The organism is Pseudomonas sp. SJZ078 (assembly GCF_007828255.1).
Taxonomy (GTDB): Bacteria; Pseudomonadota; Gammaproteobacteria; order Pseudomonadales; family Pseudomonadaceae; genus Aquipseudomonas.
The window spans coordinates 1-22,241 of the sequence record NZ_VIUG01000013.1 but is presented as its reverse complement, the minus strand read 5'-3'; the positions used below and the strand labels follow the sequence as shown (position 1 = coordinate 22,241).

General features: G+C 62.9%; 19 protein-coding genes. 7 read left to right on the top strand and 12 right to left on the bottom strand.

All coding sequences use genetic code 11. The annotated features are described in order from the left end of the window. Window positions 1–48: 48 nt before the first annotated feature. The 7 genes from hflX to FBY02_RS13735 all read right to left on the bottom strand — a co-directional run bounded on the left by hflX (window position 49) and on the right by FBY02_RS13735 (window position 7,984). Window positions 49–1,350: a ribosome rescue GTPase HflX gene (gene hflX, locus FBY02_RS13765; RefSeq protein WP_144928403.1), complete on the bottom strand. Its 1,302-nt coding sequence runs from the start codon at window positions 1,348–1,350 to the stop codon at window positions 49–51. A 12-nt stretch (window positions 1,351–1,362) separates the two neighbouring features. Then, the gene (hfq, locus tag FBY02_RS13760; RefSeq protein WP_144928401.1) at window positions 1,363–1,623 is read right to left on the bottom strand and encodes an RNA chaperone Hfq; all 261 of its coding nucleotides are present in this window, start codon (window positions 1,621–1,623) and stop codon (window positions 1,363–1,365) included. Between the two features lie 91 nt (window positions 1,624–1,714). After that, window positions 1,715–2,686, bottom strand: a complete 972-nt coding sequence (miaA, locus tag FBY02_RS13755; RefSeq protein ID WP_144928399.1) for a tRNA (adenosine(37)-N6)-dimethylallyltransferase MiaA — start codon at window positions 2,684–2,686, stop codon at window positions 1,715–1,717. Continuing rightward, complete coding sequence (gene mutL, locus FBY02_RS13750; protein WP_144928397.1) at window positions 2,686–4,599, bottom strand: DNA mismatch repair endonuclease MutL; 1,914 nt, start codon at window positions 4,597–4,599, stop codon at window positions 2,686–2,688. Before mutL ends, miaA begins: the two co-directional genes overlap by 1 nt. Beyond that, window positions 4,596–6,026, bottom strand: a complete 1,431-nt coding sequence (locus FBY02_RS13745; RefSeq protein ID WP_144928395.1) for an N-acetylmuramoyl-L-alanine amidase — start codon at window positions 6,024–6,026, stop codon at window positions 4,596–4,598. Before FBY02_RS13745 ends, mutL begins: the two co-directional genes overlap by 4 nt. Before the next feature lie 3 nt (window positions 6,027–6,029). Then, on the bottom strand, window positions 6,030–6,497 hold the full coding sequence (gene tsaE / locus FBY02_RS13740) for a tRNA (adenosine(37)-N6)-threonylcarbamoyltransferase complex ATPase subunit type 1 TsaE (RefSeq protein WP_047700359.1): 468 nt from the start codon (window positions 6,495–6,497) through the stop codon (window positions 6,030–6,032). Beyond that, window positions 6,485–7,984, bottom strand: a complete 1,500-nt coding sequence (locus tag FBY02_RS13735; RefSeq protein WP_144928393.1) for an NAD(P)H-hydrate dehydratase — start codon at window positions 7,982–7,984, stop codon at window positions 6,485–6,487. The genes tsaE and FBY02_RS13735 overlap by 13 nt, the downstream gene beginning before the upstream one ends. Window positions 7,985–8,047: 63 nt before the next feature. On the opposite strand from FBY02_RS13735, the gene queG reads away from it, so the two are divergent. Continuing rightward, window positions 8,048–9,127 (top strand): tRNA epoxyqueuosine(34) reductase QueG, encoded by a 1,080-nt coding sequence (gene queG / locus FBY02_RS13730; RefSeq protein WP_144928391.1) that lies wholly within the window; start codon window positions 8,048–8,050, stop codon window positions 9,125–9,127. On the opposite strand, the gene FBY02_RS13725 is transcribed toward queG, so the two are convergent. Beyond that, a complete protein-coding gene (locus FBY02_RS13725) occupies window positions 9,109–9,723 on the bottom strand; it encodes a trimeric intracellular cation channel family protein (protein ID WP_178111847.1) in 615 nt (204 codons plus the stop codon). The two genes, queG and FBY02_RS13725, sit on opposite strands and share 19 nt — an antisense overlap. Before the next feature lie 143 nt (window positions 9,724–9,866). Continuing rightward, window positions 9,867–10,409: an oligoribonuclease gene (gene orn / locus FBY02_RS13720; protein ID WP_047227302.1), complete on the bottom strand. Its 543-nt coding sequence runs from the start codon at window positions 10,407–10,409 to the stop codon at window positions 9,867–9,869. A gap of 107 nt (window positions 10,410–10,516) precedes the next feature. Here orn and rsgA point away from each other — a divergent pair, with 107 nt between their 5' ends. Further along, window positions 10,517–11,548: a small ribosomal subunit biogenesis GTPase RsgA gene (rsgA, locus tag FBY02_RS13715; protein WP_041020802.1), complete on the top strand. Its 1,032-nt coding sequence runs from the start codon at window positions 10,517–10,519 to the stop codon at window positions 11,546–11,548. A 73-nt stretch (window positions 11,549–11,621) separates the two neighbouring features. Here rsgA and motB read toward each other — a convergent pair whose 3' ends face one another. Further along, window positions 11,622–12,662, bottom strand: coding sequence for a flagellar motor protein MotB (gene motB, locus FBY02_RS13710; RefSeq protein WP_144928387.1), 1,041 nt, complete (start codon window positions 12,660–12,662; stop codon window positions 11,622–11,624). Window positions 12,663–12,665: 3 nt separating this feature from the next. Continuing rightward, window positions 12,666–13,517: a flagellar motor stator protein MotA gene (motA, locus tag FBY02_RS13705; protein WP_024780812.1), complete on the bottom strand. Its 852-nt coding sequence runs from the start codon at window positions 13,515–13,517 to the stop codon at window positions 12,666–12,668. 154 nt (window positions 13,518–13,671) lie between these two features. Here motA and FBY02_RS13700 point away from each other — a divergent pair, with 154 nt between their 5' ends. The 4 genes from FBY02_RS13700 to FBY02_RS13685 all read left to right on the top strand — a co-directional run bounded on the left by FBY02_RS13700 (window position 13,672) and on the right by FBY02_RS13685 (window position 18,845). Continuing rightward, on the top strand, window positions 13,672–15,210 hold the full coding sequence (locus FBY02_RS13700; RefSeq protein WP_144928385.1) for an HDOD domain-containing protein: 1,539 nt from the start codon (window positions 13,672–13,674) through the stop codon (window positions 15,208–15,210). A 42-nt stretch (window positions 15,211–15,252) separates the two neighbouring features. Then, window positions 15,253–16,068, top strand: coding sequence for a thiosulfate sulfurtransferase (gene rhdA / locus FBY02_RS13695; protein ID WP_144928383.1), 816 nt, complete (start codon window positions 15,253–15,255; stop codon window positions 16,066–16,068). A gap of 19 nt (window positions 16,069–16,087) precedes the next feature. Beyond that, entirely contained in the window at window positions 16,088–16,948 is an 861-nt protein-coding gene (gene asd / locus FBY02_RS13690; protein ID WP_144928381.1) for an archaetidylserine decarboxylase, read from the top strand. Window positions 16,949–17,084: 136 nt separating this feature from the next. Continuing rightward, window positions 17,085–18,845 (top strand): molecular chaperone, encoded by a 1,761-nt coding sequence (locus FBY02_RS13685; RefSeq protein ID WP_144928379.1) that lies wholly within the window; start codon window positions 17,085–17,087, stop codon window positions 18,843–18,845. 240 nt (window positions 18,846–19,085) lie between these two features. Here FBY02_RS13685 and serB read toward each other — a convergent pair whose 3' ends face one another. Then, complete coding sequence (gene serB / locus FBY02_RS13680) at window positions 19,086–20,300, bottom strand: phosphoserine phosphatase SerB (protein WP_144928377.1); 1,215 nt, start codon at window positions 20,298–20,300, stop codon at window positions 19,086–19,088. Between the two features lie 133 nt (window positions 20,301–20,433). On the opposite strand from serB, the gene FBY02_RS13675 reads away from it, so the two are divergent. Further along, on the top strand, window positions 20,434–21,948 hold the full coding sequence (locus FBY02_RS13675) for an AhpA/YtjB family protein (protein ID WP_144928375.1): 1,515 nt from the start codon (window positions 20,434–20,436) through the stop codon (window positions 21,946–21,948). The last annotated feature ends 293 nt before the right edge of the window (window positions 21,949–22,241 follow it).

The window sequence follows — 22,241 nt, the reverse complement described above, 5'->3', positions numbered from 1 at the left end:
GCGCGCCGGCCAATGCTACAGAATGCCTGACACAGCTTTCTCAGGCTTTTATTGCAAAGTGTGTTGCTCGATGAATTCCACCGGTTTCAGTCCTTCACGACTGACCAGCCGATTCAGCTCCGACCGCGGCAGGCGAACCGCCAGCAGGCAAGTGCCTTCTTCGTCATGCTCTTCTTTCTGCACCGCACCCAGCTCGAAGAACTGGGCACGCAGGCGGGCGAACCGTTGCGGCAGCTTCAAGGTACCGACAAACAGATCGCTGCCCAATAACTCCGCCACCGCCTGCTGGAGCAGTTCGAGACCGGTGCCGTCCCGGGCCGACAACCAGACCCGCTGCGGCTTGCCATCGGCATCGCGCTGGATCTGCGGCTCCACGCCTTCGAGCAAATCGAGTTTGTTGTATACCTCCAGGATCGGCAAGTCCTGGGCTCCGATCTCACCGAGCACCACCATGACCTGCTCGATCTGCAGCATACGGTCCGGCTCAGCGGCATCGATCACATGCAGCAGCAGGTCGGAGTTGCTCGACTCTTCGAGCGTAGCCCGGAAAGCCTCGACCAGTTTATGCGGCAGGTGGCGGATGAAACCCACGGTGTCGGCCAGCACGATCGGCCCGAGGTCGTCCAGGTCGAGCCGACGCAGGGTCGGGTCGAGTGTGGCGAACAACTGGTCGGCGGCATAGACGTCCGACTGGGTCACGTTATTGAACAGCGTCGATTTGCCGGCGTTGGTGTAGCCCACCAGGGAAACCGTCGGGATGTCCGCACGCTTGCGGCCGCGCCGTGATTGCTCGCGCTGGCTGCGGACCTTCTCCAGGCGCCCCTTGATCTGGCGCAAGCGAATCCGCAACAGACGTCGGTCGGTTTCCAACTGGGTTTCACCCGGACCGCGCAGACCGATACCACCCTTCTGCCGCTCAAGGTGGGTCCAGCCACGCACCAGCCGCGTGCTCATGTGCTCGAGCTGGGCCAGTTCGACCTGGAGCTTGCCTTCATGGGTACGGGCGCGCTGGGCGAAGATATCGAGAATCAGGCCCGTACGGTCAATCACGCGACACTCGAATACGCGTTCGAGGTTACGCTCCTGACTGGGCGTGAGGATGTGATTGAAGATCACCAGATCGGCTTCTTCGGTCTTGACCAGGTCGCGCAGTTCCTCGACCTTGCCGCTGCCGATCAGGAATTTGGCGGTTGGCCGATGACGCGGCACGTTGAAAAACGCGACGGTCTCGGCGCCGGCCGAAAGTGCCAACTCCTGAAACTCCTGCGGGTCTTCGCGCGCCTCAGGGTCCTGTCCATCCAGGTGAACGAGAATGGCCCGCTCACCACCACCGTGGCGCTCAAAGAACAAAGGAGACTCCTATCAGGCGTTACCCGGCTCAGCGTCACCGCTTTCGGATTCGGTTGCGCTTGGCAGACGAATTGGACGGACCGGCACGACTGTCGAGATAGCGTGTTTGTAGACCATCTGGCTGACGGTGTTTTTCAGAAGGATGACGAACTGGTCGAAAGACTCGATCGTGCCTTGCAGTTTGATCCCGTTGACCAGATAGATGGACACCCCGACTTTCTCTTTACGTAAAGTGTTCAAGTAAGGGTCTTGTAGCGAATGCCCTTTTGACATGTGCCGCACTCCTTTAAGGATCAATAATAAAAATCGGAATCAGATGACTCTGGCCGTCACACCCCCAAGGATAGACGGCAATTGCAAGGACTCAGCTCAATATGGAGACGGTCCCCAGGTATTTCAAGGCGCGTGGCAGATTGTCGCAATCAAGGCTGTCGAGCCAATGCAGGTCAGTCCAGCTGCGCAACCAGGTGAACTGGCGCTTCGCCAACTGGCGCGTGGCTATGATCCCACGCTCCTGCATCTCGGCTGACGTCAGCTTGCCGTCCAGGTAATCCCAGACTTGTCGATAACCCACCGCACGTATAGACGGCAACCCGGCATGCAGGTCACTTCGCTCACGCAGGGCTACGACCTCGTCTATGAATCCCTGTTCCAACATTAATGTGAATCTTTGTTCAATTCGACGATGCAGCACTTGCCGGTTCGCCGGGGCGATGGCCAGATTCGCGACAGTATAGGGTAATTGTTGCAGTCCCGAAGCGGCTGCTTCAGTACTTTGCGCAGATTGTCGCTGGCGCAGGGCCGTCATACTCTGGCCGCTGACCCGATAAACCTCCAGGGCGCGGCTCAGGCGCTGGGGATCGTTGGGGTGAATACGCGCCGCCGACTCCGGGTCGATGACCGCCAATTGCTCGTGCAGGGCCTGCCAGCCCAGGCGCGCGGCCTCCGCTTCTATTTGCGCGCGCACGTCGGGATCGGCCGCCGGCATGTCGGCCAACCCATCGATCAAGGCCTTGTAATACAGCATCGTCCCACCCACCAGCAGCGGGATCTTGCCCCGCGCGGTGATGTCGGCCATGGCCTGGAGGGCATCGCGGCGGAAATCCGCGGCCGAGTAGGCCTCGGCCGGGTCCAGGATGTCGATCAGCCGATGGGGGAATTCCGCCAGCAGCGCTTTTGAAGGTTTGGCCGTGCCGATGTCCATGCCCCGGTAGACCAGCGCCGAGTCGACGCTGATCAGCTCGCAGGGCAGGACTTTGGTCAGCTCGATGGCCAGGTCGGTCTTGCCGGCGGCGGTCGGGCCCATCAGGAAAATCGCAGGGGGCAGTTGGCTCATCAACGACCACGCAGGAACAGTTTGTCCAGGTCATCCAGGCCCAGTTGGGTCCAGGTCGGCCGGCCGTGGTTGCATTGGCCACTGCGCTCGGTGTTTTCCATGTCCCGCAGCAAACCGTTCATTTCCGGCAGGGCCAGGCGCCGGTTGGCGCGTATCGCACCGTGGCAGGCCATGGTGCCGAGCAATTCGTTCAGATGCGCCTGGATGCGGTCGCTGGTGCCGTATTCCATCAGGTCCGCCAGCACATCGCTGACCAGTCGATTGGCCTCGGCCTGCTTGAGCAAGGCTGGGATCTGCCGGATCGCCAGGGTTTCCGGGCCCAGCCGTTGCAGTTCGAAGCCCAGGCGCTGGAACCAGCTCACGTGCTCTTCGGCGCAATCGGCTTCACGCTGGCTGACTGCCAGGGACTCAGGCACCAGCAACGGCTGGCCGCTCAGGCCTTCGCTGGCCATGGCGATCTTCAGCCGCTCGTACATGATCCGCTCGTGGGCCGCGTGCATGTCCACCAGGACCAGGCCCTGGGTGTTTTCCGAGAGGATATAGATGCCTTTGAGTTGCGCCAGGGCGTAACCCAACGGCGGAATGTCACCTTGGCCGTCGGGCAACGAGGGCGCTGCGCTTTCTGGCAAGGGTTTGAAGAATTCGCGATAGGCAGCCTGGGCCTCGGCTGCTGGCACGTTCGATTGCGGGCGCGGCGTGTATTGGTACTGATAGCCGCTGCCTGCACCGCTGCCCGGTGCGTTGTAGCTCGGCTGGGCCTGGGGCTGCTCCAACAACGTATTGGATGCCAGGCGCATCTCGCCTTGGGGCCCGAATTCGCCGGCTTCCAGCCCGGTCGGTCGGACCATGCCGGCCACCGCAGCCGGCGCCGCCAGCTGGTCTTCCGGACGCACATCGCCCAACGCGCGGTGCAAGGTGCCGTAGAGGAAATCGTGCACCATGCGTCCATCGCGAAAGCGCACTTCGTGCTTGGTCGGGTGCACGTTGACGTCCACCACCGACGGGTCGACTTCGAAAAACAGCACGAAGGTCGGATGCCGGCCGTTGAACAACACGTCGCGATAGGCCTGGCGCACCGCATGGGCCACCAGTTTGTCGCGCACCGCCCGACCATTCACGTAGAAGTACTGCAGGTCAGCCTGACTGCGGGAAAAGGTCGGCAACCCGACCCACCCCCACAGGTGCAGGCCGTTGCGCTCGACCTCGATGGGCAATGCCTGCTCCAGGAAGCCCGCACCACACACCGCGCCCACACGGCGGGCACGGGCCGCGTCGTCACGGGCCTCGTGCAGGCTGAGGATGGTCTTGCCGTTATGGCGCAAGTGGAACGCTACGTCAAAACGCGCCAGGGCCAGGCGCTTGATGACTTCCTGCAGATGATCGAATTCGGTCTTTTCGGCCTTGAGGAACTTGCGGCGGGCCGGGGTATTGAAGAACAGGTCGCGCACTTCCACCGAAGTGCCCACCGGATGGGCCGCAGGCTGGACGCGAGACGCCATGTCCCGACCTTCGGTCTCGACCTGCCAGGCCTGCTCGGCATCGCGGGTGCGCGAGGTCAACGTCAGACGCGACACCGAGCTGATGGAGGCCAGCGCTTCGCCACGAAACCCCAGGCTCATGACCCGCTCGAGGTCTTCCAGGTCGCGGATCTTGCTGGTGGCGTGACGCGCCAGGGCCAGCGGCAGGTCGTCGGCAGAAATACCGCCACCGTCATCGCGCACTCGCAACAACTTGACGCCACCCTGCTCGACATCCACGTCAATGCGCTTGGCCCCGGAATCGAGGCTGTTCTCCAGCAATTCCTTGATGACCGACGCCGGGCGCTCCACCACCTCACCGGCGGCGATCTGGTTCGCCAGCCGAGGGCTGAGCAGTTCGATGCGCGCGTTGCTGCCGATCACTTCATCGCTCATTGCTTGGACGCCACTTCGTTGCCGGGAATGGTCAGGGTCTGACCGATCTTCAGCTCATCACTCTTGAGGTTGTTGACGCTGCGCAAGGTCGCGGGCGACACCTGGTAGCGCACAGCGATCATTGCCAGGGTTTCGCCGGCGCTGACCCGATGGTCCCGTGGCCCCTGGGCGATCTTGCCGGAATCGCGCAGCCAGGCAATGTAGGTGCCCGGCGGCGGGTTTTGCTGGAAGAACTGGCGCACACCGCTGCTGATGGAACGGGCCAGCGCTTGCTGATGGCTGGACGACGACAGCTTGGAGGCTTCGTTGGAGTTGGAGATGAAGCCGGTCTCCACCAGGATCGATGGGATGTCCGGGGACTTTAGCACCATGAACCCGGCCTGCTCGACACGCTGTTTGTGCAGTGGCGTGACACGGCCAATGTTGCTCAGGACTTTCTGGCCGACGTTCAGGCTGGAGGTCAGCGAGGCGGTCATCGACAGATCGAGCAACACGCCAGCCAGCATCCGGTCCTTGTCGTCGAGGCTGACATTGCCGGCACCACCGATCAGGTCGGAACGGTTTTCGCTGTCGGCCAGCCAACGGGCGGTCTCGGAAGTAGCGCCACGGTCAGACAGGGCAAACACCGAGGCGCCGAAAGCCGCCGCCGAAGGGGCCGCATCGGCGTGGATGGAAACGAACAGGTCAGCGCCTTTCTTGCGGGCGATTTCGGTACGGCCACGCAACGGGATGAAGTAGTCGCCGGTACGGGTCAGTTCGGCACGGAAGCCTTTCATGCCATTGACCTGGCGTTGCAGCTCGCGGGCGATGGACAGCACCACGTCTTTTTCACGCTGGCCCCGCGAGCCTGACGCGCCCGGGTCTTCGCCGCCGTGACCGGCGTCGATCACCACGATGATGTCGCGCTTGCCGGCCGGGGCCGGTGGCAGCTTGATCGCAGGCTCGGTCGGCGTGACCGGCACCGCCGGCACCGTGGCGACATTGGTCGGCGCCGGTGGAGGCGGCGCGGCGTCGGCCGGGTTGTCGAACAGGTCCACCACCAGCCGGTTGCCGTACTGGGCGTTCGGGGCGAGGGTGAAGCTTTTCGGGGTCACGGCTTTTTTCAGGTCGATGACCACCCGCAGGTCGGTCGGCGTACGCTGGGCCGAACGCATCGCGGTAATCGGCGTGTTGGCGGTCGCCACGTTCAACGGCGCGCCAAGGGATGCGCCATTGATGTCGATCACCAGGCGATCCGGGGCGGTCAGAGTGAATACGCTGTGTTGCACAGGGCCGGTAAGGTCGAACACCAGCCGCGTGTTGTCCGGCGCCCGCCAGAGGCGAACGCTGTTGACCTTTGTCTCAGCCACAGCATCGACGGCCAGTGCCGTAAGCAACAGTCCTACGACAGCAACCACCGCGCGAAAGCGCATACCAAACCCCATCATCAATTAGTTTTCCAATGCCAAAGCGGCACACCACGACTCGCCACGCGAGCCTTGCGGCGTCAGTTTCAGCGAACGCCCGCCGTTCTGCGCGCCAATGGTAATGGTCAGGTCAGGCTTTGGCAAAAAGCCTGCACCCTTATCGGGCCATTCGATCAGACACAAGGCGTCATCCTCGAAATAATCGCGAATGCCGAGGAACTCCAGTTCCTCGGGGTCTACCAATCGATACAGGTCAAAATGAAACGCACGGATGTCGCCGATCTCGTAGGGTTCGACCAAGGTGAACGTGGGGCTTTTTACCGCGCCGACGTGCCCGAGGCCGCGAATGATGCCCCGGGACAAGGTGGTCTTGCCCGCGCCAAGGTCGCCGACGAGGAAAACCAGACCGTGGCCCGCCGTGATACGCGCGATACGGGCACCGAATGCCGTCATGGCTTGTTCGTCAGCCATATACAGGGTTACTTCAGACAAGGTGATTGCTCCTCCAACAACTGACGAATGGCCGGAATCAGATCGGTCGCCGCCAGCCCCCGGCCCGACCGACCGGCTTGCGTGCCGGCATTGGCGTGCAGCCACACCGCCAGGCACGCGGCCTCGAAGCCCGCCAACCCTTGGGCGAGCAACGCACCGACCACTCCGGCCAGCACATCCCCCAGACCAGCGGTCGCCATGGCAGGATGACCCTGGCTGCAAACGGCCAGGCGACCGTCCGGGCTGGCAATCAGACTGCCGGCGCCCTTGAGAATCACCGTAGCTGTGTATTTTTTGCTCAAAGCCTGTGCGGCAGCCGGGCGATCCGCCTGCACCTGGGCCGTGGAGATATCCAGGAGCCGCGCAGCTTCGCCCGGATGCGGGGTGATCACACAGCCTTCCGGCAGGCTGACCGCACCGACACTCAGCAGATTCAGTGCATCGGCGTCCCATACCTGGGGCAACGGCGCATTGGCCGCCGCCGACAACAGACTGCGGCCCCACGCAGCCTGGCCCAGTCCGGGCCCGACCACCAGCACACCGGCCTGCTTGAGCAACCCCATCAGTTGGTTCGCCGAATGAGTGCCTTGCACCATGACCTCCGGCAAACGGGTCAGCGCAGCGCCGACATGCTCGCTGCGGGTTGCCATGGAGACCATGCCCGCACCGCAACGCAGGGCGCTTTCGGCACTCATCTGGATAGCGCCGCCAAACCCACGGTCGCCACCGATCAACAGGACATGCCCGAACGAGCCTTTGTGGGAAGTAGGCGCGCGAGGCGTCAGACGCGGCAGATTATGGGGTGAGAGCAATCGGGCAGTGACCGGCGCCGCTTCAACGATGTCAGGATCGGCGTGGAGGTCGTTGAAGACCAACTCACCGACCCGGTCCGCGGCATCGCCGGTGAACAAGCCCAGCTTCAGGCCAATGAAGGTCACGGTCAGATCGGCGTTCACCGCAGTGCCCAGCACCCGTCCGGTATCGGCACACAGCCCCGAGGGGATATCCACCGCGGCGACCGGGAGGCCACTGACGTTGATCGTATCGATGGCCCGGACATAAGGCTCACGCACCTCGCCGCTCAAGCCGGTCCCGAGCAACGCATCCAGCAGCACACCGCGCAATTCCGACTCATCCGACCAGGGTTCTACCGGTACACCAACCGCGACGGCCTCGGCATGGGCGTTGGCGGCGTCACCCAGCAGACGGCGGGGCTCGCCCACCGTCAGGACCCGCACCGACCAACCGGCACGCCGGGCCAGGGTAGCCACCAGGTAACCGTCGCCGGCGTTGTTGCCATGGCCGGCGAGCACGGTCAGTTCACTGGCATCAGGCCAGCGTCGGACGATGGCCCGCCAAGTGGCGCGAGCCGCTCGTTGCATCAATTCAAAGCCGGTGGTGCCTGCCGCAATCAGCTGTGCATCAAGGGCCCGGACCTGCGCGGCACTGTACAGTGCGTCGGGAAAATCATCTTTAGTGTGCGGCATGCGTCTTCAGGCTCCGATGTCTGGCAGAATTATACGCATCTCAGCTCCGGTTTCTCTCGCCTCATGCCTGCCATTCCCACCGATCTCCCCGCCCTCGCCCAATCCATCAAGGACTGGGGCCGCGAGCTGGGTTTCCAGCAAGTCGGCATCAGCGGACTGGACCTTGGCGAGCATGAGCAACACCTGCAGCGCTGGCTCGATGCGGGTTACCACGGTGAAATGGATTACATGGGCGCCCATGGCAGCAAGCGCTCGCATCCCGACGAACTGGTGCCTGGCACGCTGCGGGTGGTGTCGCTGCGCATGGACTACCTGCCAGGCGACACGCACATGGCGCAGATGCTCGGCCAACCGGAAAAAGCCTACGTCTCGCGTTATGCGTTGGGCCGCGATTACCACAAATTGATCCGTAAACGCGTGCAACAATTGGCAGAAAAAATCCAGGCGGTCATCGGCCCCTTCGGCTACCGCGCCTTCGTCGACAGCGCACCGGTCCTGGAAAAAGCCATCGCCGAACAGGCCGGCCTCGGCTGGATCGGCAAGAACACCCTGGTACTGAACCGCAAGGCCGGCAGTTATTTCTTCCTGAGCGAACTGTTTGTCGACCTGCCGCTGCCGGTGGATCCGCCCCACGCCAGCGAACACTGTGGGAAATGCACGGCATGCCTGGACATCTGTCCGACCAATGCCTTCATCGGCCCCTACGTACTGGACGCCCGCCGCTGCATTTCCTACCTGACCATCGAGCTGAAAAGCGCGATTCCTGAAGAGCTGCGCCCCTTGATCGGCAACCGGGTGTTCGGCTGCGACGACTGTCAGATCGTTTGCCCGTGGAACCGTTTCGCCCGGCCATCCGGAGAAAATGACTTCAAGCCACGCCACAACCTGGACAATGCCGGGCTGGCCGAGCTGTTCCTGTGGGACGAGGAAACCTTTCTCAAGAGCACCGAAGGCTCACCGCTGCGCCGTGCCGGCTATGAGCGCTGGCTGCGCAACCTGGCGGTAGGCCTGGGCAACGCACCGTCAACGATTCCAGTGCTTCAGGCACTGGAGGCACGCCGCGATCATTCCTCGGCGCTGGTGCGTGAGCATGTGGAATGGGCGCTACGCCAGCACGCGCAGCGTCAGACCTCGTCGTTGTAGACGAACTTCGGCATTTCCCAGTGAAAGCGGATCGCCAGGAGCCGCAGCAGGAAACCGCCGAACAAGGTGATGAGCACAGCCTGTTCACTGGGCAAAGCCAGGTAGACGCACAGTAGATAACACCATGCGGCGGCAAACGAGACACTGGCATACAGCTCGCGCCGGAAGATCAGCGGAATATCGTTACAGAAGATGTCGCGCAGAATACCGCCAAACACGCCGGTAATGACGCCACTGACCGACGCCACCAACATGCCATGCCCCATTTCCAGGGCCGTCATGCAGCCGATCAGCGTGAATGCCACCAGGCCCACGGCGTCGAGCACCAGGAACATCGAGCGCAGATGACGCATCCAGCGCGCCAGGAACACCGTCAACATTGCCGCCGCCGTGGTCAGCACCAGGTATTCCGGGTGCTTGACCCAGGTGAGCGGGTAATGCCCAAGCAACACGTCGCGCACCGAGCCGCCACCCAGCGCCGTGACGCAGGCGATCAGTACCACGCCGAACCAGTCCATGCCCCGCCGCCCGGCGGACAGGGCGCCGGTCATGGCTTCGGCGGTGATGGCGATCAGATAGAGCATCAACAACATGATGGCGGTCCTTGCAGGAAGGCGCGCAGTCTAGCCATTTCGGGCAGGCACCAAAAGAGGGCAGTCATCGCCCCGGCAAGCGCAGAACTTGTGGCGAGGGGATTTATCCCCTCGCCACAAAATGCTCTTTTACCGGTGATGACTGTTTAAAACTTGATGAAATGCTTACGGTAATGCTGCAGCTCGGCAATGGACTCGCGAATGTCGTCCAGGGCCAGGTGGCTGCCACCCTTCTGGAAGCTGTCACGCACTTCAGGTGCCCAGCGGGCGGCCAGTTCCTTGAGGGTGGAGACGTCCAGGTTGCGGTAATGGAAATAGCTTTCCAGGGACTTCATATGGGTATAGAGGAAGCGCCGGTCCTGGCAGATGCTGTTGCCACAGATCGGTGACTTGCCCTTCGGCACCCACTGCTCCAGGAAGGCGATGGTCTGGGCCTCGGCCTCGGCCATGCTGATTTTGCTCTCGCGTACCCGCTGGGTCAGGCCCGAGCCGCCGTGCTGGCGGGTATTCCATTCGTCCATGCCGGCCAGGACCTCGTCGCTATGATGGATCGCGATCACCGGGCCCTCGGCCAGGGTGTTGAGATCACTGTCGGTGACGATGGTGGCCATTTCGATGATGACGTCGGTGTCGGGGTTCAGACCGGTCATTTCCAGGTCGATCCAGATCAGGTTCTGCGGGTTTTGCATAGGAAGGGCTCCTCGGAGTAGCTGCGCAGTTTAGCCTAGGCAAGCCTGCGGGCGTGCTAAACTCGCCGCCGTTTTACCTAATCGCTGCATTTTCATACGGAACACCCATGGCCAAACGCCAACTCAATCGTCGTCAGAACTGGCGCATCGAAAAGATCCAGGGCGAACGCGCAGCCCGCGCCGCCAAACGCGAATCCAGTGCGGTGCAAGCCCTGGAAGGCGGCGACCTCGGCCCCGAACAGACCGGCCTGGTGATCGCCCACTTCGGCGTGCAGGTCGAGGTCGAGGCCCGTGAAGGCGAGTTGGCCGGCCAGGTATTCCGTTGCCACCTGCGGGCGAACCTGCCGGCGCTGGTCACCGGCGACCAGGTGGTCTGGCGTGCCGGCAACCAGGGTATTGGCGTGATCGTGGCACAATTGCCGCGCCACACTGAACTGTGTCGCCCGGACAGCCGAGGCCAGCTCAAGCCGGTGGCGGCCAACGTCGACATGATCGTCATCGTCTTCGCCCCGCTGCCGGAGCCCCATGCCAACCTGATCGACCGCTATCTGGTGGCGGCCGAACACGCCGGCATCCGTCCGTTGTTGCTGCTCAACAAGTTCGACCTGATCGACGAGCAGAATGCCCCGGCGTTGAACGCCTTGCTGGCGGTCTATCGGCAACTGGGTTACCCGGTGCTGGAAGTCTCGGCCCACCACGGCAATGGCATGGAACAATTGCAACGGCAGTTGGACGGGCGCATCAGCGTGTTCGTCGGCCAGTCCGGTGTCGGCAAGTCTTCGTTGGTCAACAGCTTGCTGCCGGAGGTCGAAACCCGGGTCGGGCCGCTGTCCGAACTGTCGGGCCAGGGCACCCACACCACCACTACCGCGCGGCTGTTCCACTTTCCCGGCGGCGGTGAGCTGATCGACTCGCCAGGCATCCGCGAGTTCGGCCTGGGCCATGTCAGCCGGGCCGATGTAGAGGCCGGGTTCATCGAGTTCAACGACCTGATCGGCACCTGCCGCTTCCGTGACTGCAAGCACGACCGCGAACCCGGCTGCGCCCTGCTCAAGGCACTGGAAGACGGTCGCGTGCAGCAGCAACGGATGAACAGCTATCGCTCGATCATCGCCAGCTTGCCGGAAAGCAGCTACTGACCCAAAGGGATGTAAGCCAGACACAATTGTGGCGAGGGGACTTGTCCCCTCGCCACAGGTATCGGCGGCTGGATTATTGTGCAGGCGTTCCCGGCGGTTTCGGCGCGGCATCGTCGAACAGATTCAGACGCTCGCGCAACTCATGGGCCGGCACCGGTTGCTGATCGGCCGGCAAGGCGTTCGGATCGGCCGCAGCCCCCGGCGTCGCCGCCGGTGCTTCGCCCGGGGCCCTCTCGCCCTGGGCCGGGTCGGGTGCCGGATCGTCGGTCTGCGAACCTTCGATGGCCTTCTGGGCCTTCTTGGTCAACACCACGATATCGATACGCCGGTTGACCGGATTGAACGGATCCTTGCGGTCGAACAACGCCGAAGAGGCATATCCGACCACCCGCGCCACCTGCTCATCCGGATAGCTGCCGGCCACCAGGGCACGACGTGCCGCGTTGGCGCGGTTGGCGGAGAGTTCCCAGTTGCCGAAGTCGCCCTTGCCGACGTACGGCTTGGCGTCGGTGTGGCCGCTGATGCTGATCTTGTTCGGCACCGCCTTGATGGTGTCGGCCATGGCCAGCAGGATGTCCTCGAAATAAGGCTTCAGGCGTGCGCTGCCGGAATCGAACATCGGCCGGTTCTCGGCATCCGTGATCTGGATGCGCAAGCCGTTCGGCGTGATCTCGAACAGGATCTGGTCCTTGAATTTCTGCAGTTGCGGGTTCTCGTCGACCTTGTTCTGCAACTCCTGCAACAACAATTCCAGACGTTCGCGCTCGACCTGCTCGGCCATACCCTCGACCTGCTCGGAATCCACCGTCACCTTGTCGGGCTGCGGCTGGGACTTGACCTCGGGGTTGAGCGTATTTTCCGGCGCGAGGGTCGGCGATCCGCCCAGGTCGATGATGTAGGGCGTGCCGCTTTCGGAGAAGCCGACCGGGTCCTTGAAGTAACCGGCGATGGCGATCTTCTGTTCCGGGGTCGCGGTGGACAGCAGCCATAGCACCAGGAAGAACGCCATCATCGCCGTCGCGAAGTCGGCGAAGGCGATTTTCCAGGCGCCCCCGTGGTGTCCAGCGGCTATGCGCTTGACACGCTTGATGATGATCGGCTGGTTGTTCTCCATGGCTTAGCGACCGCGAACCGCTTGTTCCAGCTCGGCAAAGCTTGGACGGTGCGCCGGGTACAGGACCTTGCGGCCGAATTCCACGGCCAGCGAAGGAGGCATGCCCGAGGCCGAGGCCACCAGGGAGGCCTTGATGGCCTCGTAGGTGTTGAGTTCTTCCTTGGCATCATGGGCCAGGGAATGGGCCAGGGGACCGAAGAAACCATAAGCGGCCAGGATACCGAAGAAGGTACCGACCAGCGCCGCACCCACGTGCAGGCCGATGGACTTCTGGTCGCCATCGCCCAGGGAAGCCATGGTCACCACGATACCCAGTACCGCCGCGACGATACCGAAGCCGGGCATGGCGTCAGCGATGCCGGTCACGGCGTGGGACGGATGCTCAAGGTCTTCCTTGAGGCTGTACAGCTCCATGTCGAACAGGCCTTCGAGCTCATGGGGGGCCATGTTGCCGGACGACATGATGCGCAGGTAATCACAGATGAACGCCGTCATGCGGGCGTCCTTGAGCACTGCCGGGTACTTGGCAAAGATCGGGCTGGCGGCGGCGTCTTCGATATCGCCCTCGATCGCCATCATGCCTTCGCGGCGGCTTTTGTTGAGGATCTCGTAGATCAGCCCCAGCACCTCGAGATAGAAGGTGTGGCTGAAGCGCGAACTGAACATGCCCAAGGATTTCTTGAGCACGTGCATCGTCATGTAGCCGGGGTTGGCCTGCAGGAATGCGCCAAGGGCCGCACCACCGATGATCATGACCTCGAAGGGTTGGATCAGGGCGGCAATCTTGCCATGGGAGAGCACGTATCCGCCGAGCACGCTCGCGAACACGACAATGATGCCGATAATTTTAGCCATAGATTGAAAGTACTTATTTAAGTCGGGTTCAAGGTCATATTCGGAAGCTGGAAAATCTCTTCTTCTACTTATCGGCAAAACTGCGCCAGACTATAGCCAGTTCTGGCGAAAAGCCAGTTTGCCACGTTGCAGCATGCGATGATCACGTCCAGCCATGGCTAACGAAACGAAGGTTCCAACCCCACGACCGACCACCCTCGAAGGCTGGGTAAAACTGCTCGAGGGCGTGCATTTGCCGGTGCCCCAGACCAGTCATGACCAGGTCTGCAAGGCCGTCGCCGATAGCCGCCGCTCGCTACGTGACATCGCCGAGCTCATGCAGGACAGTCCTGCCCTGGCCCTGAGCGTCATCCGCGAAGCCAACCATCATACCCACGGCAGCCTCACTGAGCCGGCGGAAAACCTCGAAGTCGCCATCAACCGCCTCGGCCTCAAACGTACCGAGGAGTTGCTCGCCCGCCTGCCCTCGCTGCCGGAGCAGGAGATCCCCGTCACCCTGCGCCAGTTGCAATTGATCAGCCAGCACGCCACGCAACAGGCCAATGGCTTCTTTGCCAGCCGCCTGGCGCGGCTGTGGCAAGACATCCACTGGGGCAGCCTGCTGTTCCTGTCACCGCTCTGGCCCCTGGCCCTGACGCACCCGCGGTTGCTGGGGGAATGGGAGATGCGAGTGATGCATAGAGGCCAGTCGGCCAGCAAGGTGGAACGCGAACTGTTCGGTGTCGGCCTGCTGGAGATCTGTCTCGCGGTGGTGGAAGCCTGGCGCTTGCCGATCTGGGTGGCCCAAGGCTATCGCCTGCTGCTCAACGAACGTCGTGAACTGGTGAAGGTGTTACGCATCGCCCGGGACAGCGAACATCCGTTGCGCCAGCAGAATCGCCTGGACGATGATCCGACCCTGCGACGTTGGCTCAACCAGCCGGCCAATACCGTGCTGCTGGCGAACGGCCTGGCACTTTCGGCGCATCAGGCCTGGGACTGTCCCCACAACCTCCGCTGGCAATACCTCACCAGCCTGTACCTGCAGATGCCCATGGATGAGCTTCAGCAACAGATGCACCAGCAGGCCGCCAACAGTGCCCGCCACCACGCCATGCCGGACCTCTGGCACCCGGCCGAGGCACTGCTCTGGCCGCCCGGCAGCCGTCGCGTCCAGGTCGCAGGGCCTTCCGTCGCCCAACCCAGCGCCGAAGACCTGGCCCTGTGGCGCAAGCGATGCGCGGCGTTGCTGGTGGAACCGAGCCCGTTCAGCAACGCCATGCACCTGACCACCTCGGCCCGGGATGCGCTGGTGGCGTGCGGCATGCGCAGGGTGTTGATCCTGATGGCCGACCGCAGCCAGACCAGCGTGCGCGTGCACCAGACTGCCGGCCTGCCCCCCGAGGCGGCGGCCATGAGTTTCTCCATCGACCAGAGCAAGGTATTGCAACGGTTGCTGGCACAGCAGGCCCAGGTCCGCCTGAACCCGGAGAACAATGCGCAGTTCTCGGCCCTGCTGCCACCGGGCCTGCGCGCCCTGTTCAAGGGCGAGCACATGCTGTTGCGCTCTTTGACCTGCAATGGCCGGGTGATCATGCTGGTGGCCGTGGACCAGGGCGGCGGCCCCTTCACGGATGTAACGGTGCAAGCCTTCGGCAGGACCGTGCAGTGCATCGAGCGAGCCCTGCACACCTTTACCAACCGCGGTCGCTGAACTTGCTACAATCGCTTCCTTTTGTGCCCCTGGAGACCTGACATGCCTGACTTCTCTGGCTTGCCGCTGGTGATCGAGCCAAGCGATCTGCTCCCGCGTCTCGAAGCCCGCGAACTGATTCTGGTGGACCTGACCAGCGCCGCGCGCTACAGCACCGGTCACATTCCCGGCGCACGCTTCGTCGATCCCAAGCGCACCCAATTGGGCCAGCCGCCAGCTCCGGGGCTGTTGCCGGCCAAAGCCGATCTCGAGACACTGTTCGGCGAGCTCGGGCACAACCCGGATGCGGTCTACGTGGTCTATGACGACGAAGGTGGCGGCTGGGCCGGACGCTTTATCTGGCTGCTGGACGTGATCGGCCATTCGAAGTACCACTACCTCGACGGCGGCCTCCTGGCGTGGCTGGACGAAAGCCTGCCGGTCAGCACCGATGTACCGGCCTCCGTCGGCGCCCCGGTGCAACTGACGCTGCGCGACGAACCCACCGCCACCCGCGAATACCTGCAAAGCCGTCTCGGCGCCGCCGACCTGGCGATCTGGGACGCGCGCGGCCCGCTGGAATATTCGGGCGAGAAAGTCGTGGCGGCCAGGGGTGGTCACATTCCCGGCGCGATCAATTTCGAATGGACCGCGGGCATGGACAAGGCGCGCAGCCTGCGCATCCGCCAGGACATGCCGCAGATCCTCGAACAACTGGGCATCACGCCGGACAAAGAGGTCATCACCCACTGTCAGACTCACCACCGTTCCGGCTTCACCTATCTGGTGGCCAAGGCGCTCGGTTACCCACGGGTCAAGGGCTACGCCGGTTCCTGGGGCGAATGGGGCAACCACCCCGACACCCCGATCGAGCTTTGAAGGTTCCTAAGGACATTTAATGAAAAACCGTTTGTTCATCATCACTCAGTACCTGCTGCCCCACCACTTGCTGTCACGCCTGGCCGGCTGCATTGCCGAATGCCGCGTGCGCTGGTTCAAGAACGCGTTCACCCAGTGGTTCGCCAAGCGTTATCAAGTGGACATGTCCCAGGCTCTGGTGGAAGACCTGACCGCCTATGAGCACTTCAACGCGTTCTTTACCCGCGCCTTGAAAGAAGGCGCGCGGCCGCTGGATGAAACGCCGGGCGCGGTCCTCAGCCCTGCCGACGGCGCCGTCAGCCAGCTCGGCCCGATCGAGCATGGCCGGGTCTTCCAGGCCAAGGGCCACAGCTTCAGCGTGCTGGAACTGCTGGGTGGCGACTCGGCCAACGCCGCGCCATTCATGGGTGGCGATTTCGCCACCATCTACCTGTCGCCCAAGGATTATCACCGCGTGCACATGCCGCTGGCCGGCACCTTGCGGGAAATGGTCTACATTCCGGGCCGCATCTTCTCGGTCAACCAGACCACCGCCGAAAACGTTCCGGAGCTGTTCGCCCGCAACGAACGGGTGGCGTGCATTTTCGACACCGAGCGCGGGCCGATGGCCGTGGTGCTGGTGGGCGCGATGATCGTGGCCTCCATCGAAACCGTCTGGGCCGGGCTGGTCACGCCACCCAAGCGCGAACTGAAGACCTTCCGCTACGACGAAGCCGCCCGCGCGCCGATCCACCTGGAAAAAGGCGCCGAGCTGGGCCGCTTCAAACTGGGCTCGACCGCCATCGTGCTGTTCGGACCAGGCCAGGTGAAATGGGCCGAGGATCTGGTGGCCGGCTCGCCGGTGCGGATGGGCCAGGGGCTGGCGCTTCCCAGCGCCTAAGGCCACTGCCCCTCCCTGTGGGGGTGAGCCCTGCTCGCTCCCACGGTTGCCTTCGGAACAGATCGGACGCTGCTTTGGGCAACACCTGCTAGAGTTGAAGGCATCCCCTTCATTTCCAGCCGGAGCCGTCCACGGCATGAATGAGACCAGCCCTCTCCAGCTATTGCGTGTCTCGACCCCGACACAGTCACGCCTGACATTCTGCGATGCCACGCCGCGCGACCTCAAGCGCTGGATCGCCAACCTGCCCAAGGCCAACATCGGCGAAACGGCTCGCCTGCTGTACCAGGCCATCGGCGAACTCAATCTGCTGCTCACACCCAGCGAGAACCGCCTGCAGCTGCTCGAATTGCTGCGGCCCGAGGTGTACTACGTCTGCAAGCACCTGGAGCGGCATTTCCTGCAGCAGGCCATCGTGCTCGATGACCGCTCGCGCAAGATCGTCAACCTGTGCCAGGCCCTGCAAAATCACCTGGCGATGGGCTACAAACAGATCGTGGCGCGCATCGTACCGAAGTTCACCAAGGACCGGGCCCGCCTGCTGAGTACCGCGCTGCAAAGGGCGATGCATGCCCTCAACGGTCCCCTGCTGCGCGCCACCGAGTTGTACAGCCCGGTGCCTGAAGGGCTATGGCTCGATCTGCACCAGCTGTACCGGATCGCTTGCCAGTACCGGTTGCAACATCAAAGTGTCAACGATGACCTGGTCAGCCAGGTCCAGCAGCTGAGTGCCGAGCAAACCTACGTCGTAGCCCTGCTGCTGGGCGCATCACGCAGCAATCAGCTGCGCCAGGGGCAGATTGCACGACTGGCCGAAGTGCTGGAAGCCTGGAGCCAACGGATCAAGCTGGACCCGACCGGCACGGCCACCAGCCTGTTCGCCGTCGCGCCGGAGCTGGATATCGGGCCGCGCTACCGCTCCAAGTTCAGGACCGAGCAACAGCCGGGCCTGCTGGGCGTCGACCTTGAGCCGCTGGTGCGCGCTATTGCCATCCACCTGGAGCGACCTGCCGAACATACCCTGCCGGTACCTGGCGGCATGAACACCGATACCTTGCAGCACCTGCAGGCCGCCTGGGGTGAAGCCGTCGAACGCAGCTTCCAGCGCACCGAAGGCAATGGCACGCTGACCCTATGCGTAGGCATGAGCGCCTTGCACTATTACCTTGGCGGTGAACGCTCCTTCAGCGAAATCCTGAAGACCCCCGCTACCCGCAAGGCCCGCTTCGAAGCCTCGCCCAGCAAGACCAACGATACCTGGAAGCAAGCCTTCGACGCCGCCCCCACGGGGGACAGCGACATGCTGCCCTACGAAGAGATCGAGTACCCGGTCAACCCGGCCGATGAAGAGGGTAGCGGGTCGGACAACCAACACCACTTCCCCACCTACCAATTGCCGATCGTCAACCACAGCCCCGGGGGTTACTGCCTCGGCTGGCCGAAAGAAGTACCGGAACAACTGCAGGCCGGGGAAATGATCGGCATTCGGGACACCGATGATCAAGCCTGGAGCGTCGCGGTGGTGCGCTGGATCCGCCAGGTTCGCGGTGGCACCATGCAGATGGGCATCGAGCTGGTCGCGCCCTATGCCCAGCCTTGCGGCGTGCAATTGCTCCGGGAGAAGAATGAACCCAGTCATTATCTGCGGGGGTTGTTATTGCCCGAGATCAGCGCCATCGAACTCCCCGCGACCATGATCGCCCCGCGTCTGCCGTTCCAGGAGGGACAACAGGTCCTGATCAACACCAATGGCCAGGAACTCCGGGCCGGCCTGGACCAACGAGTGACCAGCACCCACAGCTTCAACCAGTTTGCCTATCACCAGGAGGATGCCGGCCCCGCCGAGGGTGGCGATGACCGGGATGGGGATTTCGATTCGTTGTGGAAGTCGCTTTAACGGGCAACAGATACCTTGTGGCGAGGGGATTTATCGAAACGTCGCACCGCCCCGCTGGGCTGCAAAGCAGCCCTGAATCCTGACACTTCGCTGTGTCAGGTTGGTGAGGGGTTGGCTGTATTGGGGCTGCTGCGCAGCCCAGCGGGGCGGTGCGACGTTTCGCTGAATCCCCTCGCCACAGATAAATACCTCAGCACAAGGATAAATTCCTCAGCCACAAGCAATAGGGGTAGCTGCGTGTTAGAGCTGCCCGTCACGATCCCTGAAACCGAGCAGGTACAACACCCCATCCAGCCCCAGAGTCGAGATCGCTTGCCTGGCCGATTGCTTGACCAGCGGCTTGGCCCGGAACGCCACGCCCAGGCCCGCTATCGCCAGCATCGGCAGGTCATTGGCACCGTCGCCCACGGCGATGGTCTGCTCCAGGCGCAGGCCTTCTTTCTCGGCCAGTTCCCGCAGCAGGTCTGCTTTGCGCTGGGCATCGACGATAGGCTCGACGGCCACGCCGGTCACTTTACCGTCCACTACTTCCAGCTCATTGGCGAATACGTAGTCGATGCCGAGCCTGGTCTGCAACTGCTTGGCGAAGTAGGTAAAACCGCCGGACAGGATGGCGGTCTTGTAGCCCAGGCGCTTGAGCTCGGCGAACAGGGTCTCGGCGCCTTCGGTCAGGCGCAGGGAAGCACCAATGGAATCCAGCACGCCGACGTCCAGACCTTTAAGCAGGGCCAGGCGCTCCTTGAAGCTGGCACGGAAATCCAGCTCGCCGGCCATGGCCCGCTCGGTGATGGCCGAGACCTTGTCGCCCACGCCGGCAGCCTTGGCCAGTTCGTCGATGACTTCGGCTTCGATCAGGGTCGAATCCATGTCGAACACCGCCAGGCGACGGTTACGCCGGAACAGCGAGTCTTCCTGGAACGCGATGTCGACGTTCAGCTCCTGGGCCACGCTCAGGAACTCGGCACGCAACGCCTGGGGATCGGCCGGCTCGCCGCGCACGGAAAATTCGATGCAGCCCTTGCCCTTGTCCGCCGGGGTGTCCAGCGGCATGCGCCCGGACAAGCGGTCGATGTGATCGATGTTCAGGCCGTATTGGGCGGTGATCGAACTGACGCGCTGCAACTGCTCGGCGCTGACCTTGCGGGTCAACAAGGTGACGATGTGCCGTTTCTTGCCCTGGCCGGCTACCCAGTGCTGGTAGTCCGCTTCGGACACCGGCGTGAAGCGTACCTGTTGATCGAGCTTGTAAGCGGTGAACAGGATGTCCTTGAGCACCGATTTGCTCTGTTCGGCATCCGGAATTTCAACCAGGATGCCAAACGATAGCGTGTCGTGGATCACCGCCTGACCGATATCGAGAATGTTCACACCACCTTGGGCCAGAACGCCGGTAATGGCCGCAGTCAGACCCGGACGGTCGCTGCCAGTGATGTTTATCAGGACGATTTCGCGCAAGGCGCACCCCCGCAGGTGGAAAAAAACCGCATTCTACCCATATTCAGTGACCATCGGGCACCGCCAGTGCTTTGCCGGTCATGGGGCTGTCGCTATACTGCGCGTCAATTTCACGGACAAAGAGCCGAGCTCAGTGAACCGGCCCACGCCAGTCAAAACCGACAACTTCTTCCTGCTGATCTTCCGTGCACTGCGCCACCGTCGTGTGCCGATTGCATTGCGCATTGCCAGCCATAACGTGATTCTGGTCGCATTGGCCCTGGTCATCTATGCCTGCGTAATGGGCCTGCAGTTCAAACAAGCCATGCACGAGCAGGCCGATGCCCTGGGTGAAAGCCTGACCACCCAGACCGCCACGTCCGCCACCGAGCTGCTGGTGTCCAACGACATCCTCAGCCTCAACGTGCTGCTCAACAACCTGACCAAGAACAAGCTGGTGGCCCATGCCGCCATCTACAGCGTCGACAACCGCATCCTCGCCGAGGCGGGGCAGCGGCCCAAGCCTGGGCTGCTGGGCGAGTCCGGCGGCATGTACCAGAGCAAGATCACCTTCCAGGACGTGACCGCCGGGCAACTGCGCATCAGCCTGGACATGGACCAGTTCCAGCAACCGATGACCATCAGCCTGCAAAGCATGGGCATCCTCAGCGCAATATTGCTGGCCCTGGCGCTGGCCTTGAGCCTGCGCCTGGGGCGGCATCTCTCCACGCCACTGCTGCAGTTGCGCGTCTGGCTACGAGACATCGACGAACACACCCCGGCCACCCAGCGCCAGGACGAAATCGGCGATCTGGCGCGGCAACTGCACGCCAGTTTCGCGCCGGAACCTGCACCCGTGCCGGAGCCCGAGGACATCGACTACATCGACGATGAGGCCGAACCGGAATTCGAGGTGCGCAACCTGCGCGATCCCGGCTTCGACGAAAGCCAGCCGATGCCGACCTCCAGGCCCGCGCCTCGCCATGTGGTACGGGCGGTCGAAGACGAAGAAGACGACGAGGCCTTCGCCGACCTGCGGGACGAGTCGATTGCCGGGCAACCGCAACCACTCGCCAGGCCCGCCGTATCGAACCTGCCACAGCACAGTGCCGTGCTGGCCGTGCAATTGGGCGCCCAGGACCAACTGCGTCGCCTGCCCCAGGCCCGCCTGAAGGAACTGCTCGAACGCTACCGCGATTGCCTTGACCAGGCCGCCTCGCTCTACCAGGGTGAATTGCACACCCTGAACGACGGCAGCACCCTGATGCTGTTCCATACCGAAGACAGCGGTGACGATTACCTGACCAATGCCATTTGCTGCGGTGAATTGCTGCGGGCCCTGGGTCATCAGTTACAGATCGAAGTCGCCGACAGCGGCATTACCCTGCAACTGCAACTCGGCCTGACCCTCGGCGACGACCTGTTCGGCCTGAGCCAGATCGACCTGTTGCTGACCGAAACCGCCCAGGACGCCCTGGCGCTGTCGCAACACAGCCGCAACCTGCTGCTGGTGGAGCGCAAGATCAACGACGATGCCCTGATCCGCCAGCGCGCTCGCATCCGCCCTATCGCCAGCCCCGAAGGCGCGTGCTGCGTGGAGCGCCTGATGGAGCCGTACCCGTCGATGCTGGAGCGGCAACTGGCGCGGATGCATGAGCGCCAGGCCTGAGTCCCGGTCGCCGGAATGACGAAGCCCGCAGATGAGTGATTGTCTGCGGGCTTTTTTGTGGCCTTCACTGGCCTCATCGCGAGCAGGCTCGCTCCCACAAGAACCGCACTGAACCCGTGGGAGCGAGCCCTGCTCGCGATGAGGCCAGCACAGGCGCCGAAGATCCATCCCTCAGAAACAACAAAGCCCGCATTAACGCGTAATGCTGTTCACTTAAGCGGAGCGGCCTTACGATCTACCGGATACCGAGTTTTGGAAATCTTCACTGTCCTCGGCCGCCCTGGCCTTGGACG

What these genes read in the sequence shown, in the direction of transcription:
- asd (WP_144928381.1), top strand. Translation starts at nt 16,088, where the DNA reads ATGAAAAACCGTTTGTTCATCATCACTCAGTACCTGCTGCCCCACCAC.
- FBY02_RS13745 (WP_144928395.1), bottom strand. Translation starts at nt 6,026, where the DNA reads ATGATGGGGTTTGGTATGCGCTTTCGCGCGGTGGTTGCTGTCGTAGGA.
- rsgA (WP_041020802.1), top strand. Translation starts at nt 10,517, where the DNA reads ATGGCCAAACGCCAACTCAATCGTCGTCAGAACTGGCGCATCGAAAAG.
- queG (WP_144928391.1), top strand. Translation starts at nt 8,048, where the DNA reads ATGCCTGCCATTCCCACCGATCTCCCCGCCCTCGCCCAATCCATCAAG.
- hfq (WP_144928401.1), bottom strand. Translation starts at nt 1,623, where the DNA reads ATGTCAAAAGGGCATTCGCTACAAGACCCTTACTTGAACACTTTACGT.
- orn (WP_047227302.1), bottom strand. Translation starts at nt 10,409, where the DNA reads ATGCAAAACCCGCAGAACCTGATCTGGATCGACCTGGAAATGACCGGT.
- FBY02_RS13700 (WP_144928385.1), top strand. Translation starts at nt 13,672, where the DNA reads ATGGCTAACGAAACGAAGGTTCCAACCCCACGACCGACCACCCTCGAA.
- mutL (WP_144928397.1), bottom strand. Translation starts at nt 4,599, where the DNA reads ATGAGCGATGAAGTGATCGGCAGCAACGCGCGCATCGAACTGCTCAGC.
- FBY02_RS13735 (WP_144928393.1), bottom strand. Translation starts at nt 7,984, where the DNA reads ATGCCGCACACTAAAGATGATTTTCCCGACGCACTGTACAGTGCCGCG.
- motA (WP_024780812.1), bottom strand. Translation starts at nt 13,517, where the DNA reads ATGGCTAAAATTATCGGCATCATTGTCGTGTTCGCGAGCGTGCTCGGC.
- miaA (WP_144928399.1), bottom strand. Translation starts at nt 2,686, where the DNA reads ATGAGCCAACTGCCCCCTGCGATTTTCCTGATGGGCCCGACCGCCGCC.
- rhdA (WP_144928383.1), top strand. Translation starts at nt 15,253, where the DNA reads ATGCCTGACTTCTCTGGCTTGCCGCTGGTGATCGAGCCAAGCGATCTG.
- FBY02_RS13685 (WP_144928379.1), top strand. Translation starts at nt 17,085, where the DNA reads ATGAATGAGACCAGCCCTCTCCAGCTATTGCGTGTCTCGACCCCGACA.
- motB (WP_144928387.1), bottom strand. Translation starts at nt 12,662, where the DNA reads ATGGAGAACAACCAGCCGATCATCATCAAGCGTGTCAAGCGCATAGCC.